Below are 14,733 nucleotides of genomic sequence, written 5' to 3'. Positions count from 1 at the left end.
GCTCCTATTTGAGGCCGGTCAGGGCGATGCCCCGGACGAAGTGACGCTGGGTGAGGACGAACAGCAGGGCGGTGGGCACGAAGAGGATCACCGAGCCCGCGGCCGTCAGGTGCCACAGGGTGAAGTACTCCTGGTTGAACAGGGTGAGCCCGACCGGGATGGTCCGCATCTCGGGCGTGGTGGTGGCGACCAGCGGCCAGAGGAACTCGTTCCACTGGAAGACGAAGGTGAACAGCGCGAGCACCGCCAGCGCCGGCCGGGTCTGCGGCAGGATGACGCTGCGGTAGACGCGCAGCTCCGAGGCGCCGTCGATGCGGGCGGCGTGGAGCAGGTCGTCCGGGACGGGCTGGATGAACTGCCGCATGAGGAAGATCCCGAACGCGTCCATGAGGAACGGCGTGATCAGCCCCTGGTACGTGTTCAGCCACCCCAGGTTGGCCATGAGCACGTACAGCGGGATCATCCGCACGAAGAACGGCACCATCAGCGTGGCCAGCAGCGCCACGAACAGGGTGTTGCGCAGCGGGAAGCGGAACTTGGCGAAGACGTACCCGACGAGCGGGTCGAACACCAGGTGCGCCAGCGTGATCGCGCCCGCCACGACGAGGCTGTTGACGATGAACCCGCCGAACGGCGCCCGCGCGAACAGCTCGGCGTAGTTGCCCCACTGGGGCGAGTCCGGCACGAGCACCGCGCCGGCCGCGAGCGTCTCGGCCTCGGTCTGCAACGACAGCGACACCATGTAGAGCAGCGGCAGCACGGTGACCAGCGCGGCCGCCCCGAGCACGAGGTGGAGCAGGGCCCTGCGCATCAGTACGTGACCTCCCCGCGCCGCCCGGCCCGCAGTTGCACCAGCGTGAAGGCGACGATCACGACGAGCAGCAGCACCGACTGCGCCGAGGAGTAACCGAAGTCGCGGGAGCGGAAGGCGACGTTGAAGATGTGGAAGACCGACAGGTCGGTGGCGTCGCCCGGCCCGCCGTTGGTGATGATGTACGCCTGCCCGAACGCCTGCAGGCCCGAGATCACCGCCATGACGGAGACGAACAGCGTCGTCGGCGCCAGCAGCGGCAGCGTGATCCGCCAGAACCGCCGCCAGGCGTCCGCGCCGTCGATCCTGGCGGCCTCGTGGTAGGTCTCGGGGATGCCCTGCAGCCCGGCCAGGAACAACACCATCGTGTAGCCGACGCTCTGCCAGAGCGTGACGAGGGCGATGGTGAGCAGCGGCGCGGTGTTGAGCCACTGCTGCCCGGGCAGGCCGAGCGCGCCCAGCACCCGGTTGAGCACGCCCAGCTCGGGGTCGAGGATGTTGCGCCACAGCAGCCCGACGATCGCCACCGACGTCAGGTACGGCACCAGCAGCAGCACCCGGAACACCACCCGCCCCTTGAGCGGCTGGTCCAGGGCGAGCGCCAGGGCCAGCCCGAGCACGATCGACCCGATCACCACCAGGACCGCGAAGACCACGGTGACCCAGAACGAGTGCCGCACGGCCGGATCGCCCAGGGCGCGGGCGTAGTTGCCGAGCCCGGTCCACTGGTCGGCCTGCGGGCCGGTGCGGAAGCCGGTGGCGATCACGTTGCCGATCGGCAGGTAGAAGAAGGCCGCGAAGAACAGGACCGCCGGGAGGAGGAACAGATAGGCCGTCCGCGCCTGGCGGCCCGCCGGCGTGCGCGGCCTCACCTGAGGAAGCCCTCCGCCGCCTTGGCGAAGGCGTCCAGGGCCTCGGCGGCCGGCTGGTTCTGGATCAGCACCTGCTGGTACATGACCTTGAGCTGCTCCTCCCACTCGCCGAGCCGGCCGGTGAGCCGCACCTGCTGGGAGGAGTCCTGGGCGGTGGGCAGCGCGTCGGCGAAGACCTTGATGCCCGCGTCGCCCCGCACCTCGGGCAGCTCGGCCCAGGACCTGCGGGGCATGAGCATGCCGGTCTCCTTGGTGGCGGCCCGCTCGACCTCCAGGGTGGTGACGCGCTTGATGAAGTCCCAGGACAGCTCCGGCCGCGCGGCCCTGGCGGGCACGAACATGCTCACTCCGGCCGCCTGCGTGCCCCGCGCCCGGTGCCTCAGCGGCGGCGCCACGCCCAGCTCCAGGTCGGGGCTGGTCTTCCTGATGGGGTCGAGGTCCCACGGGCCGGTGAGGATCATGGCGGCCCGCCCGGCCGAGAACAACTTCTGCGGCCCCGAGTAGTCGGTGCTCGACACCGGCACCGGCGCGACCTTGTGCTTGTGGATCAGGTCGGCCTGGAACTGCATGGCCTCCACGGCGGCCTGCCTGGGCTCCATGATCCGGCCGCTTCCCGGGTCGTACGGGGTGACGCCGGCCTGGACCAGCCACGGCCACACGTAGCCGGGGTCCTGGTTGAGCGCGACGCCGTACACGCCGTCCTTGGTGAGCCGGCGGGCGGCGGCCAGGAACTCCTCCCAGGTCGCGGGCGCCTCCAGCCCGGCCTCGCGCAGCATGGCCCTGTTGTAGAGCAGCGTGTTGCAGGTTAGGTGCAGCTGCACCCCGTACACCTTGCCCTGGTAGGAGTTGCGCTCGACGGTCACCGGCTGCCAGTCGGCGGGGAAGCCCATGGCCTGGCCGTCGCGGTCCACGAAGTCCTGCAGCGGGCGGGCGTTGCCGGAGACGGCGAACTCCTGCACCCATCCGCCCGGCTCCTCCACCAGGTCGGGCACGGTGCCGGAGGCGAAGTCGGCCAGCAGCCGGGTGCGCAGGTCGGGCCACTGGTACTTCTGCAGGTTGACCTTGACCTTGTGGGCCTGCTCGAACGCGGCGACGACCGCCCGGTAGGCCCGGTAGTCGTGGCCGGCGTTCCAGTAGACGGTGAACGTGCCGGGCGCGGCGGCGGGCGGCGCGGGGGGCGCGCCCGCGCAGGCGGACAGGGCCGGCACGGCGGTGGCCGCGGCGGCCGTCCCGGCCAGGCGGAGCAGGTCGCGGCGGGAGAGGGTGGGGGACATCTCGCGTTTCCCTTCTTAGGAGGAGCCGCGCCGCAGGAAGGTCCAGGGGCGGACGACCTCGCGGTCGGGCAGGGCCTCCTCGGCCTGGAGGCGGTCGAACAGCAGCCGCACCACGTCGGTGTAGTCGTGCCTGAGCGGCCCGACGGTGCTGAGCTGCGGGCGGGTGATGAGACCTTCGTCGATGTTGCCGACGCCGACGATCGCGACGTCGTCGGGCACGCGCAGCCCCGCGTCCCTGGCCGCCCAGATCGCGCTGATCGCGGCCCGGTCGGAGGAGGCGAAGATCGCGTCGGGACGGGTGGCGGAGCGCAGCAGCTCGGTGGCCGTCTGGTAGGCGGCCACGCGGTCGTCGGCCCCGGTGAGGACGATCCGCTCCGACTCCGGGACGCCGTGCCGGTCGAGTGCCCTGGTGTAGCCGAGGATGCGGCCCACCGGGCGGTCCCGGTAGAGCTCGTGGCGGTGCGCCAGGAACGCGATGCGCCGCCTGCCCTCCGCCAGCAGGTGCTCGACGGCCTCCTGGCACGCCTCGGTCTCCGGCGTCCTGACGACGTCGCAGCCCGCCGGCCCGTCCTCGTTGCTCAGCACCACCGTCGGCAGGCCGGTGCCGGCCAGGTCGCCGAGGAGCGCGCGGGTCAGGTGGTCGGCGGCCACGTTGACCAGGGCGCCGTCGGCGATGCCGCCGCGCAGCACGTCGGCGGCCGCCTTCGCGCGGGCCTCGGAGTAGACGGCCAGCGTGACGACGGAGTAGCCGCGCGCGTCGGCCATCTCGTGCAGGTCGGTGGCCAGCCGCTCGTCGCTCGGCACGCCGCCGAGCGAGCTGAGCACCAGGCAGACGCGCTGGGTGCGGCGCTTGCGCAGGCTCCTGGCGGCCTGGTTGGGGGTGTAGCCGAGCCGCCTGGCGGCGTCGAGCACCCGTTGCCGGGTCTCGGCGGCGACCGGGCGGTCGCGGCCGCTGAGGACGTAGCTGACGGTCGCGACGGAGACGCCGGCGAGCTCGGCGACCTGACGTGCTGTGGGTCTCATGCTAGTCGAATAACATAGCATTTCCGACAGGTATACAAGGTAATTCTCTCCTCCGGTAGTGGGACAGGGGCGAGGGAAGCGGATGGCCGGGGGCGGTGGTGCCCTTGGTGTGTTAAACGATTAACATCAGCGGGTCCTTCGACCGTACCCCTCCACCTCGCTCCGGTTCAACCGTCGTCCTGGGACCCGCGTGGCTAACGGATTTCCGCCGTTACCCTCCGTTAGCTTGCCAGGTGAACGGGGGGAGAATGGTTGTGACACAAACGTGGTGGTCCGGGGGGACCATCTCACGCAGGGGTCTGCTGGTCACGGGCGCGTTCGCGGCGGGCACGGCACTCACGACCGGGCCGGCGACCGGGTCGGCCGGCGGGCTCGCGGCCCCGGCGGCCGCCCGGCCCCGGGCGACCGTGCTGCGGGCCCGTCCCACGACGGTCGGCCTGGGCCGCCGCCGGGTCCGCACCTGGACGTACAACGGGGAGCTGCCGGGTCCCATGATCAGCGCCTCGACCGGCGACGTGATCCGCGCACCGCTGATCAACAACCTGCCGGAGGCGACCACCGTGCACTGGCACGGCATCCAGATCGCGCACCGGATGGACGGCGCGCCGGGGTACTCCCAGGAGGCCACCCGGCCGGGCGGGACGTTCGACTACGTCTTCCGGGTGCCGATCCCGGGGACGTACTTCTACCACTCGCACGTCGGCACCCAGGCCGACCGCGGCCTGTACGGGCCGCTCGTGGTGCAGGACCCGCGCGAGCCGCTGAGCTACGACGAGGAGTACGTCGTGGTGCTCGACGACTGGCTCGACGGCATCCTCGGCACCCCTGACGACGTGCTGCGCCGGCTCAACGCCAGCACCGACCACGACGACACCCTGCGCAGCGACGTCCTCGGCGGCGTCACCGCCGAGGTCCGCCATCCGCTCTACCTGGTCAACGGCCGCCCGCCGGAGACGCCCGAGACGTTCACCGGGCGGCCGGGCCGGCGGGTCAGGTTCCGGGTGATCAACGCCGCCGCCGACACCGCCTTCCGGGTCGCGCTCGGCGGGCACCGCATGACGGTCACGCACGCCGACGGGTGCGGGGTCCAGCCGGTCACCGTGGACACCTTCCTCGTCGGGATGGGCGAGCGCTACGACTTCCTGGTCCGGCTGAAGGACGGGGTGTTCCCGCTGGTGGCGATGGCCGAGGGGAAGCGGGCGCGGGCGTTCGCCCTGGTACGCACCGCGCGCGGGCGGGCGCCGCGCCAGGACATCCGGGTGCCGCAGCTCGACGGGCGGCGGCTGGCGTACCGGGACCTCAAGGCGCGCACCCGTCCCGACCTGCCCAGGCCCGAGCGGACGGTGACCGTGACGCTCGGCATGCGCCCGTCGGGCAACGAGTGGACGATGAACGGCAAGCTGGCCGGCGACCCGTACCGGCTGCGGGTGGAGCGCGGGGAGACCCTCCGGGTGGTGCTGGACAACCAGTCGCCCATGTGGCACCCGATGCACCTGCACGGGCACACGTTCCAGGTACGCGTACCGGGCGGGGGCGGCCCGCACAAGGACACCGTGAACGTCAAGCCGCGCGAGCGCGTCGAGTTCGACGTGCAGGCCGCCAATCCCGGCGAGTGGATGTTCCACTGCCACAACCTGTACCACCAGGAGCAGGGCATGATGGGCACCTTCGGCTACGGCCGCCCGCCCGGCAGGCGGCCCATGCACCACTAGGGCGCCCGCGCCGGCCGGCCCCGCTCCGGAGGAGCCGGCCGGGCGCGGCGGCGCCGGGTGACCGGTCTCACTCCCCGGGTCCCGGCGCGGTGAGCCTCCCCGCCTCTTGCGACGTGACCCCACGCTGCGGAAGGATCACCGGAGTCGGCCCCGACCCCGCCTCCGCCCGGCGGGGGAAACCCCCGCGCTTGCCGCATGACGACATGGAGAGGCTGTCGTGCGCCCACAGGAGAGCATCGAGCAGTTCGGCTACCGCCAGGAGTTACGCCGCGGGGTCGGGCTCGCCGACCTCGTCTTCTACGGCCTGGTGTTCATGGTCCCGATCGCGCCGTTCGCGATCTTCGGACTCGTCTACGCGCGGTCCGGCGGCATGCCGGTGCTGGCCTACCTCGTCGGGATGGTCGCCCTGCTGTTCACCGCGTCCTCGTACGCGCAGATGGTCAAGGCGTTCCCGCTGTCCGGCTCGGTCTACAACTACGCCGGGCGCGGCATCGCGCCGCCGGTCGGGTTCCTGACCGGATGGATGGTGCTGCTCGACTACATCCTCGTGCCGGGCCTGCTCTACCTGGTGGCCGCCATCGCCATGCACGACATCGTGCCGGCCCTGCCCGTGTGGGCGTGGCTGGTCGGCTTCGTGGCCGTCAACATGGCGATCAACCTGCGCGGCATCCGCATGACGGTCCGGCTCACCCGCGTGATGATCATCGCCGAGCTGGTCGTGCTGGCGCTGTTCCTGCTCGTCGGCATCTGGGCGCTGCTGCAGGGCAAGGGGCAGGGGTTCAGCCTGGCACCGCTGTTCAACCCCGACACGTTCTCCTGGCCGGTGGTCTTCGCCGCGGTCTCGGTGGCGGTGCTGTCGTTCCTCGGCTTCGACGGCATCAGCATGCTGGTGGAGGAGTCCACCGGCGGCTCCGAGCAGGTCGGCCGGGCCATGCGGCTGGCGCTGGTGCTGGCCGGGGTGCTGTTCATCGCTCAGGTCTGGGTGGCCGCCCTGCTGGTGCCCGACGCCGGCGGCCTGCTGAAGGGCGGCGACACCGGCACCGCCTTCTACGACGCCGCCGCGGTCGCCGGCGGCGACTGGCTGCGCCACATCACCTCGGCCGCCACCGCGCTCTCCTGGGGGCTGGCCAACACGCTGGTGGCGCAGGTCGCCGTCTCGCGCCTGCTGTACGCGATGGCCCGCGACCGGCAGCTCCCGTCGTTCCTGGCCAGGGTGTCGGTCCGGCACTCGGTGCCGGCCAACGCGATCGTGCTGGTCTCGGCGCTGTCGGTCGGGCTCGGCGTCTGGATGGCCACCCGGGACGACGGCGTGGACCTGCTCAGCAGCCTCATCAACATGGGGGCGATGGTCGCCTTCGTGGTCCTGCACGTGTCGGTCATCGTGCACTACGTGCTGCGCAACGGCTCGGGGGCGTGGTGGCCGCACCTGGTCGCGCCGCTCGCCGGCATGGCCATCCTGATCTTCGTGGTGATCAACGCCAACGTCATGGCGCAGGTCGTCGGCCTGGTGTGGCTCGGCGTCGGGGCGCTGGTGCTGCTCGCCCTGTACGCGCTCGGCCGCCGTCCGACCCTGGGCGGCGTCCGGGCCGGCGCCGACCGGCTGTAGCGGGTGCGCCGTGGATTCCCTGCCGCTCTACCAGGACCTGTACCTCCTCGCGCACGACCAGTCCGGCAAGCTCCTCGTCCACCCGTCGTCGATGGCGCTCGGGCTGGCCGGGGCGGCGCTGCTGGAGCTGGCGCTGGACGGCCGCGTCGCGGTCGCCCGGGGCCGGGTGGCGGCCTCCGCCACGGCCCGGCGCTCGGGTGACGCCTTCACCGACGACCTGCTGGCGCTCGTCGCGGGAGAGCCGGGCGACGTGCGGGCGCCGATCAAGAAGGCGGCCGGGAACGCCTACGAGCGCACCCGCGAGGCCCTGCTCGCCTCCGGGGTGCTGGTACGCACCACCAAGCGGATGATGGGCCTGCTGCCCACCACCCGCTACCTGCTCGCGGACATCGCCTCGGTGGTACGCGCCTCGTCCGGGGCGCGCTCGGCGGTCGAGGGCTGGCGGCAGCCGGACGCGCGCTGCGCCGCGCTGTGCGGGCTGGTCGCGGTGCTGCGGCTGGAGGAGGAGCTCTACCTCGACCAGCCGTCCGCCCATCTGCTCGGCCGGCTGCGCGAGATCGCCCGCGACAGCTCCCGTGAGGTGGCCGAGCTGGTGGGGGTCGTGGAGGCGCTGGTCGGGGAAGCGGCTGTCGCCATTTATCGGTGATTGATCTGAACCCATAGACGTTGCCCCTTATGAGAGCTACGCTCCGCTCGCCGGTCCGAGGGGGGCGATCCTCATGAGCTACACCCTGTTACGCGGCTCCTTCGTCATCCGCTACCCGGACCTCCCGCGCGGAGGGCCGCAGCCGGACGGCGACACCGTCAAGTTCCGGCCGGACAATCCGGCGCTGGTCGAGCGGCTGGCGCGGCACTCGGGCCGGCCGCCGGACCTCAACCACCGCGGCGTCTCGGTGCGCCTGGAGGCCATCGACGCGCTGGAGACCCACTTCTCCGAGACCCACCAGGAGCCGGCCGGCGCCCTGGCGGCCCGGGACGAGCTGCTGCGCCTGCTCGGCTTCACCAATGTGACCTTCTGGGATGACCTGCCCAACCTTGTCCGCTCCGCCGACCAGGACGAGCTGCGCGGCCACGTGCTCAGCAACGGCATCGACGCCAACGGCCGGCTCATCGCCTTCGCCTACGCCGGCGACCACCCCGGGCCCGACGGCGCCGCCGTGTTCCTGGACGGCCCGCTGGCGGACGGCTCGGTCAACGCCCTGCTGCTGGCCGCCGGGCTGGCCTACCCCGCCTTCTACGCGACGCTGCCCGCCGGGCTGCGTACGCACCTGGCCGGTGTGTCGGCGCAGGCCCGGGAGAAGGCGCTGGCGAGCGGCCTCTGGCCGCGCTCGACCGGCGACCCCGACGGCCCCGCCACGATCACCGATCTGCGGGCGGCCGAGCAGCTCGTGATGTGGCCGAAGCTCTTCCGGCGCCTCGTGCCCTACCTCGCCGAGGGGTTCGGCGACCTCACGCACTTCGACGCCTGGCTGCGCGCCGACCCGGTGAACCGCGACGACCAGCTCTTCCTGCTCGACACGCTCGAACGCGGCAACCTGCACGACGTCGTCCGCGCCTCCGGGCGGCAGATCCAGCTCACGGCCTGGCCGGAGCGGTTCGTCATCGACCCCGACCCCGCGCCGCCCGGCGCGCCGGTCAGGCCACCGCTCGTCACCGCGGGCGACCTGCTGATCGTGGCCGCCCTGCCCGACCCGGCCGGCGCCGACCGGGGCGCGGAGTCGGTCACGCTGCTCAACCTCACCCCGGAGGCCGTGGACCTCAACGGATGGACGCTGGCGGGCTCGTCGTCCGGGGCCGGGCGGATGCGGCTCAGCGGCTCCATCGCGGGCGGCGCGACGCTGCGGGTGATGGTCGGCGGGGCGCTGCGGCTCGGCAACCGGGGCGGTGCCGTCGTGCTGGTGGACGCGGCGGGCGGCACCATCGACCAGGTGACGTACAAGGCCGGGCAGATCCGCCCGGGACGGACGATCTGCTTCGGCCGCTGACCCTCGGCACCGGGGAGGACGGACATGGCACACCAGCCGGACACCGGCCGCTCCTGCGACCACTGCGGCTCCTTCATCGGCGCCCTCCCCCGCTGCCCCCACTGCCACACCCCCCAGCCCCCTCCCGAACCCCCTTCCCCACCACCCACCCAGCCCCGCCACCACCCGTACCCCACTCAACCCGGCCACCCGTACCCCGCCCAGCCCCGTCACCCGTACCCCACCCCCTCCCACCCGCGCCCCGACCTCTCCCAGCCCCAGCGCGGCCCCTTCCAACCCCATCCCGGCCCGCTCCAGCCCCGTCCGAGCCCTCAGGACGCCGACCCATCACAGACCTGGCAACCCCCCGCAAACCAACCACCCCGACGATCGGCCGAGCCGGAGGCGCGTACGCCCCAGGAACGGCACATGCCCGAAGAACGAGGGGCATCCGAGAAGCACCGGCCACCCGGAGAACGGCACGCGCCCGGAGAGCGGCGAACGGCCGAGGGGCGGTACGCGGGCGGGGAACGGCGAACGGCCGAGGGGCGCCACGAGGGCGGGGAACGGCGAACGGCCGAAGATCGGCACGCGGGTGGGGAGCGGCACGCGAGCGAGGGGCGGGATGCGGGCGGGGAGGGGTGGGCGGGGTGGCGGTTGCCGGTGGTGGCCGGTCTGGTGGTGGCGCTTCTCGGGGCCGGGCTGGGCTGGTGGCTGGTCACCGGGCGCGGGCCCGTCCAGCCCGGGCCGACCGGCGCGGAGCAGGCCCGGCCGCCCGCCCCGACCTCCACCTCCCACCAGGGGAACGGCGCTCCCGGCCCGCAGGCGCCCCCCGCCACGGCCCCGTCGCCGGCCCCGTCGCCGGCTGTGTCGTCGGCTGTGTCGTCGGCTGTGTCGTCGGCTGTGTCGCCGGCTGTGTCGTCGGCTGTGTCGTCGGCTGTGTCGCCGTCGGCGGTTCCCGCGCCGGGCGCGTCCGGCGAGCCCGGCGCGCGTCAGGCGCGTGGCCTGAACGCCCTCCTCGCCAGCAGCAGCACCTCGCACGAGGGCCTGTCCAAGGCCATCGACAACGTGGTCCTCTGCCGCCGGCGCGGCCTGATCAGGATCCAGGAGATCACCGCCGCCCGCCGCGACCAACTGGCCGCCGCCCGCAGGCTCGCCGTGGACGCCCTGCCGCACGGGCCCGCGCTGAAGCGGTCCCTGGTGACCGCGCTGGACGCCTCCTTCGACGCCGACGCGGCGTTCCTGTCCTGGGCCCGCCGCCACGTCGAGGGCGGCTGCTCAGGCCCGGTGACCGGGGACCGCGACTACCGGCGCGGCCTGGCCCGCTCCAAGGACGCCCGGGAGGCGAAGGCCCGTTTCGCGGCGGCGTGGCGCCCGGTCGCGCGGGCCCACGACCTCCCGGCCTGGCGGCCGGACCAGATCTGATCGACACGACGCCGCGCGCCCGCCCGCCGGCCGGGCCCCCTGTTCAAGGGGCCGTCCGGCCGGGAGACTGGGCAGTCCCGAACGATCGGCGATGCGAAGGAGTACACGATGTTGTTCCTCCCGCGATTACTGCCACGCTCGATGTTCAGGCTCGCGGCGGGGGCGGCGGCGGGCTACGTGCTCGCCGTGCGCCCGTGGCATCTGCGCTGGGGTGCCGACGACAGCGAGGTCCACGGCGAGATGCCCGGGGACGACCTGGTCAGTGTCCCCCAGTACCAGGCGACCCGCGCCGTCACCGTCGAGGCGCCCCCGGCCGCGGTCTGGCCGTGGCTGGTGCGGCTCGGCGGCTACGTCCCCGGCGGCCTGCCCGGCGCCGGTGCCGCACCTGGGGAAGGGGCCGAGCAGCAGCCGGACTTCAAGGCCGGTGACCTGCTCCACGGCACCCAGGACACGGTGGTGGAGCAGTCCGAGCCGCCGCACACGCTCGTGCTGGTCCAGCGCGGCACGGACGCCACCGCCACCTGCTCGATCGCGCTGCGCGAGATCCCGGACGGCCGGACCAGGCTGGTGTTCCGCGTCCGCATCCGGGCCGAGCCCGGCCTGGGCGGCGTCGCCTACCTGGCCCGGATGGACCTGACCGACTTCCTGGCGATGCGGCGGCAGCTGCTGACCGTGAAGGAGCGCGCCGAGTCCACCCGCTGAGCGAGCGCTCCCTCTGCGGGCCCCCGGCCCCGCGACCCCCTGCGGCGCCGTTCCGGAGAAAACTCCGGGAACGGCGCCGCTCGGTGTTGACGGGGAACGTTTCCGGCATTTAACGTTCCGGCGATCGGCGAAACATATCGCCATGTTGCCGAAACTTTCGGAGGCGCCATGTTACGAGGGATTGTCGCGATCACCTTGCTCGGCCTCCCGGCGCTCACGCCCTCGGGCACCCCGGCAGGCGCCTCGGCGCACCCCGGCCCGCCCCCGGCCGTCGCGGTCGACGAGCGCGTCCGGCACCAGGAGATCGACGGCTTCGGCGTCTCCCAGGCGTTCCGCCGCAACGAGCTGCTGGAGGCCCTGACGCCGGCGCAGCAGCGGGAGATCCTCGACCTGTGGTTCGACCGGCAGAAGGGCGCCGGGATGAGCATCCTGCGCCTCGGCATCGGCTCCTCCCCCACCGGCAGCCCGTACGACCAGATGGTCTCCATCCAGCCCGACAACCCCGGCGGCCCGGACGCCCCGCCCACGTACGTGTGGGACGGCGACGACAACAGCCAGGTCTGGGTGGCCAAGGAGGCCAAGCGCTACGGCGTGAAGCGCTTCTACGCCGACGCCTGGAGCGCCCCGGGCTACATGAAGGACAACGGCGACGACAAGAACGGCGGCACCCTGCTGCCGGAGTGGCAGCGCGCCTACGCGAACTACCTGGTGGCGTACACGAAGTTCTACGCCAAGGAAGGCATCAGGATCACCGACCTGGGCTTCACCAACGAGCCCGACTGGACGGCCAGTTACGCCTCCATGCGCTTCACCCCCGAGCAGGCCGCCCAGTTCGTCAAGGTGCTGGGGCCGGTCGCCGCGCGCGCCGGGGTGAAGCTGGCCTGCTGCGACTCCTTCGGCTGGAACGAGGCCAAGGCGTACACGGCGGCCATCGAGGCCGACCCCGAGGCCCGCCGCTGGGTCAGGACGCACACCGGCCACACCTACGCCAGCCCGGTGAACGGCCCGCTGCCGACCGAGCGCAGGACCTGGATGTCGGAGTGGAACCCGAACGGCGACCGCTGGAACACCGCCTGGGACGACGGCAGCGGCTTCGACGGCTTCACCATCGCCTCGGCCATCCACGACGCGCTCACGCTGGGCGAGGTCAGCGGCTACGTCTACTGGCTGGGCGCCTCGCGCGGCGCCACCCGGGCGCTGCTGCAGATCGACGACGTGGCGAAGACCTACAGCGTGTCCAAGCGCCTGTGGGCCCTGGCCGCCTACAGCCGCTTCATCCGGCCGGGCGCGGTCCGGCTGGAGGCCACGGCGGCCGATCCGGCGCTGAAGGTGTCGGCCTTCCGCAACCCGGACGGCTCCCGGGTGATCGAGGTGCTCAACACGGGCACGGCAGCGGTCACCTGGAAGGGCGTGGCCGGCCGGGCCACCGCGTACGTGACGAACACCGACAACGACCTCACCCCGTCACCGGTGACCGGCCGCACGGTGACCCTCCAGCCGCGGACGCTGACCACGGTCGTCGTCCGCTGACCGGGCTGGCGAGAGCCCGGACAGGGTCCCCCGGGCTCTCGCCGCACCCGGCCGGCAGGGGCAGGCACTGCCTGGCTTGCGGCCAGCGACTGACACAGGCGCGCCCGAGATCCCCGACGGAGTCGAGCTCAGGGGCCATCGCCGCGCCGTCGCCGCGCCGTCGCCGGCCCGCCGTCCTCAGCCGACCGTGCCGAAGTCGATCCCGGTGGCGGCCCTGAACGCCGCGAGCGTCGCGTACGAGGTGCAGCCCGACGGGCACCAGTTGACGGTCTGGACACCCGTCACCCGGTTGCCGCCGACCGTCCCGAACATCGCCGGCGCGGCCACCTGCGTGGTCCGGTTGGTGTCCATCAGCAGCGACGTGGCCCCGGCGAAGTCGTTGCCCGTCAGGACGGTCTGCGCGGTGTCCCAGGTCAGGCCGAGCCCGGCGGAGTAGGAGTCGCTGGAGGGCAGCCGCGCGTCGTCGTAGACGCCGAGGTGGGTGGCGTTGCCGGTGAAGGTGTTGCCGGTCACCGTGGTGCGGTCCGACCCGGCGATCTTCACGCCGCGCGTGTTGCCGCTGATGGTGTTGCCCTGGATGGTCGCGACCGACGAGACCTCCCAGAAGATCCCGTTGTTGGTGTTACCGGTCACCGTGTTGCCGGTGATCTGCCCGTTCGTACAGCCCAGATCACACCAGAACCCGGTGCCGTCATTGCCGGCGAACGAGTTCTGCTCCACCACGACGTCCTTGGTGTGCGCGACCTTCATCCCGGCCATCGTGCAGTACGAGCCGCAGGTCGTCACCGCGAAGTGCTGGTTGTTGTTGCGGTCGAACGTGTTGCCGCGGAAGACCGCCCCGTCGGCCCTGTTCACCGCCCCGCCGGAACCGCCGTTGTCGTCCACCGTGTTGCCCTCGACCCGGATCCCGGCCGCGTAGATCCCGAGGGCCCGCGTGGCGCTGCGCACGAACACGTTGTTCTCGATCACGCTGTTGGGCGCGGCGTCGACCAGCATGGCGAGCTGGTCCTCGTTCCAGTGCGGCGAGTACTCGCTGAACCCGAGCCCCCGGATCACGCTCCCGGCCGCCCCGGCGTTCAGCAACATGGCCCGCCACCGGGTGGACAACTCCATCGTCGCCCCGGCCGGATCGTCCCCGACGTACAGGACCTTGCTCGACGGATCCACGTAGAACGTCCCGGCGCCGACCTCCGCCCGCGTGGCGACCTGCCTGAGCGGCCGCCCGTCACGGAACGCCTGATCCGGCTTGCCGGCCAGCGGATACGCGGGATTGATCGCCTGCGCCGGATAACAGTCCTGGCAGAACGGCGACCGCCACGTCGTCGTCCGCCAGGCCGCACCGTCCGCCGTCCAGCCGGACACCACGTCCGTGCCCTTGATCCACACCTTCTCGTGCGGGTACGGCTGCACGGTGATCCTCTTGTTGACCCCCGCGATGCTCTCCCGGTAGTTCCCGGCCCGCATCACCACGGTCCCGCCCGACGAGATCCTGGCGATGCCGGCGGCCAGCGTCCGCAACGGCTGCGCCTCGGTGCCCGCGGCGGTGTCACTCCCGCCGGGAGAGACGAACACGGCCCCGGCCGGGATCGGATAGTCGGTGTCCTTGATAAGCCCGGCCGCCGACGCCGTTTCACCGACGGCCAGCGTAAGGCTCGTCAGCAAAATGCCCGGCAACGCCACCGCCGCGATGCTGCGTAACGCCATGGATGATGTGAATCGTGCCACCCTTGGTTCCTCCCGATGCGCATGTCGCGCGTATGGCGGGCCGACGTGGATTTCGATCCAGCTGCTTTTCAGAGCGGCCCGAGCCCCTT

At 72.5% G+C, this 14,733-nt stretch carries 12 protein-coding genes; 7 read left to right on the top strand and 5 right to left on the bottom strand.

Translation table 11 applies throughout. The features are described from left to right. Positions 1–4: 4 nt before the first annotated feature. From AB0H75_RS07360 to AB0H75_RS07345, 4 genes are read right to left on the bottom strand one after another with little or no spacing between them, the layout of a single operon-like run. The gene (locus AB0H75_RS07360) at positions 5–811 is read right to left on the bottom strand and encodes a carbohydrate ABC transporter permease (RefSeq protein WP_367791867.1); all 807 of its coding nucleotides are present in this window, start codon (positions 809–811) and stop codon (positions 5–7) included. After that, entirely contained in the window at positions 811–1,683 is an 873-nt protein-coding gene (locus AB0H75_RS07355; RefSeq protein WP_367791864.1) for a carbohydrate ABC transporter permease, read from the bottom strand. The genes AB0H75_RS07360 and AB0H75_RS07355 overlap by 1 nt, the downstream gene beginning before the upstream one ends. Beyond that, complete coding sequence (locus AB0H75_RS07350) at positions 1,680–2,957, bottom strand: sugar ABC transporter substrate-binding protein (protein ID WP_367791861.1); 1,278 nt, start codon at positions 2,955–2,957, stop codon at positions 1,680–1,682. The genes AB0H75_RS07355 and AB0H75_RS07350 overlap by 4 nt, the downstream gene beginning before the upstream one ends. Positions 2,958–2,972: 15 nt before the next feature. Beyond that, positions 2,973–3,980, bottom strand: a complete 1,008-nt coding sequence (locus AB0H75_RS07345) for a LacI family DNA-binding transcriptional regulator (protein ID WP_367791858.1) — start codon at positions 3,978–3,980, stop codon at positions 2,973–2,975. A gap of 254 nt (positions 3,981–4,234) precedes the next feature. Here AB0H75_RS07345 and AB0H75_RS07340 point away from each other — a divergent pair, with 254 nt between their 5' ends. The 7 genes from AB0H75_RS07340 to AB0H75_RS07310 all read left to right on the top strand — a co-directional run bounded on the left by AB0H75_RS07340 (position 4,235) and on the right by AB0H75_RS07310 (position 12,919). Then, positions 4,235–5,692: a multicopper oxidase family protein gene (locus AB0H75_RS07340; protein ID WP_367791855.1), complete on the top strand. Its 1,458-nt coding sequence runs from the start codon at positions 4,235–4,237 to the stop codon at positions 5,690–5,692. A 217-nt stretch (positions 5,693–5,909) separates the two neighbouring features. After that, positions 5,910–7,298 carry an APC family permease gene (locus AB0H75_RS07335; RefSeq protein WP_367791852.1) on the top strand — a complete coding sequence of 463 codons (1,389 nt, stop codon included), beginning with the start codon at positions 5,910–5,912 and terminating at the stop codon, positions 7,296–7,298. A 10-nt stretch (positions 7,299–7,308) separates the two neighbouring features. Next, the gene (locus AB0H75_RS07330; protein ID WP_367791849.1) at positions 7,309–7,944 is read left to right on the top strand and encodes a GPP34 family phosphoprotein; all 636 of its coding nucleotides are present in this window, start codon (positions 7,309–7,311) and stop codon (positions 7,942–7,944) included. Positions 7,945–8,017: 73 nt separating this feature from the next. After that, positions 8,018–9,283, top strand: a complete 1,266-nt coding sequence (locus tag AB0H75_RS07325; RefSeq protein ID WP_367791846.1) for a lamin tail domain-containing protein — start codon at positions 8,018–8,020, stop codon at positions 9,281–9,283. 906 nt (positions 9,284–10,189) lie between these two features. Continuing rightward, positions 10,190–10,687, top strand: a complete 498-nt coding sequence (locus AB0H75_RS07320) for a hypothetical protein (RefSeq protein ID WP_367791843.1) — start codon at positions 10,190–10,192, stop codon at positions 10,685–10,687. A 108-nt stretch (positions 10,688–10,795) separates the two neighbouring features. Beyond that, a complete protein-coding gene (locus AB0H75_RS07315; RefSeq protein WP_367791840.1) occupies positions 10,796–11,389 on the top strand; it encodes an SRPBCC family protein in 594 nt (197 codons plus the stop codon). Between the two features lie 168 nt (positions 11,390–11,557). After that, positions 11,558–12,919 carry a glycoside hydrolase gene (locus tag AB0H75_RS07310; RefSeq protein WP_367791837.1) on the top strand — a complete coding sequence of 454 codons (1,362 nt, stop codon included), beginning with the start codon at positions 11,558–11,560 and terminating at the stop codon, positions 12,917–12,919. Positions 12,920–13,096: 177 nt separating this feature from the next. Here the strand turns inward: AB0H75_RS07310 and AB0H75_RS07305 are convergent, their stop codons facing one another. Beyond that, positions 13,097–14,623: a nitrous oxide reductase family maturation protein NosD gene (locus AB0H75_RS07305; protein ID WP_367791834.1), complete on the bottom strand. Its 1,527-nt coding sequence runs from the start codon at positions 14,621–14,623 to the stop codon at positions 13,097–13,099. Positions 14,624–14,733 lie beyond the last annotated feature (110 nt).

Origin of the sequence: Nonomuraea sp. NPDC050783 (genome assembly GCF_040802095.1) — a bacterium.
In the GTDB taxonomy this organism is placed as follows: domain Bacteria; phylum Actinomycetota; class Actinomycetes; order Streptosporangiales; family Streptosporangiaceae; genus Nonomuraea.
Note: the sequence above shows the minus strand (reverse complement) of the source record. Positions and strands in the feature narration are given on the sequence as shown.

Excerpts from the sequence above, each read along its gene's own strand:
- AB0H75_RS07360 (WP_367791867.1), bottom strand. The coding sequence starts at position 811 with ATGCGCAGGGCCCTGCTCCACCTCGTGCTCGGGGCGGCCGCGCTGGTC.
- AB0H75_RS07350 (WP_367791861.1), bottom strand. The coding sequence starts at position 2,957 with ATGTCCCCCACCCTCTCCCGCCGCGACCTGCTCCGCCTGGCCGGGACG.
- AB0H75_RS07345 (WP_367791858.1), bottom strand. The coding sequence starts at position 3,980 with ATGAGACCCACAGCACGTCAGGTCGCCGAGCTCGCCGGCGTCTCCGTC.
- AB0H75_RS07325 (WP_367791846.1), top strand. The coding sequence starts at position 8,018 with ATGAGCTACACCCTGTTACGCGGCTCCTTCGTCATCCGCTACCCGGAC.
- AB0H75_RS07315 (WP_367791840.1), top strand. The coding sequence starts at position 10,796 with ATGTTGTTCCTCCCGCGATTACTGCCACGCTCGATGTTCAGGCTCGCG.
- AB0H75_RS07310 (WP_367791837.1), top strand. The coding sequence starts at position 11,558 with ATGTTACGAGGGATTGTCGCGATCACCTTGCTCGGCCTCCCGGCGCTC.
- AB0H75_RS07305 (WP_367791834.1), bottom strand. The coding sequence starts at position 14,623 with ATGGCGTTACGCAGCATCGCGGCGGTGGCGTTGCCGGGCATTTTGCTG.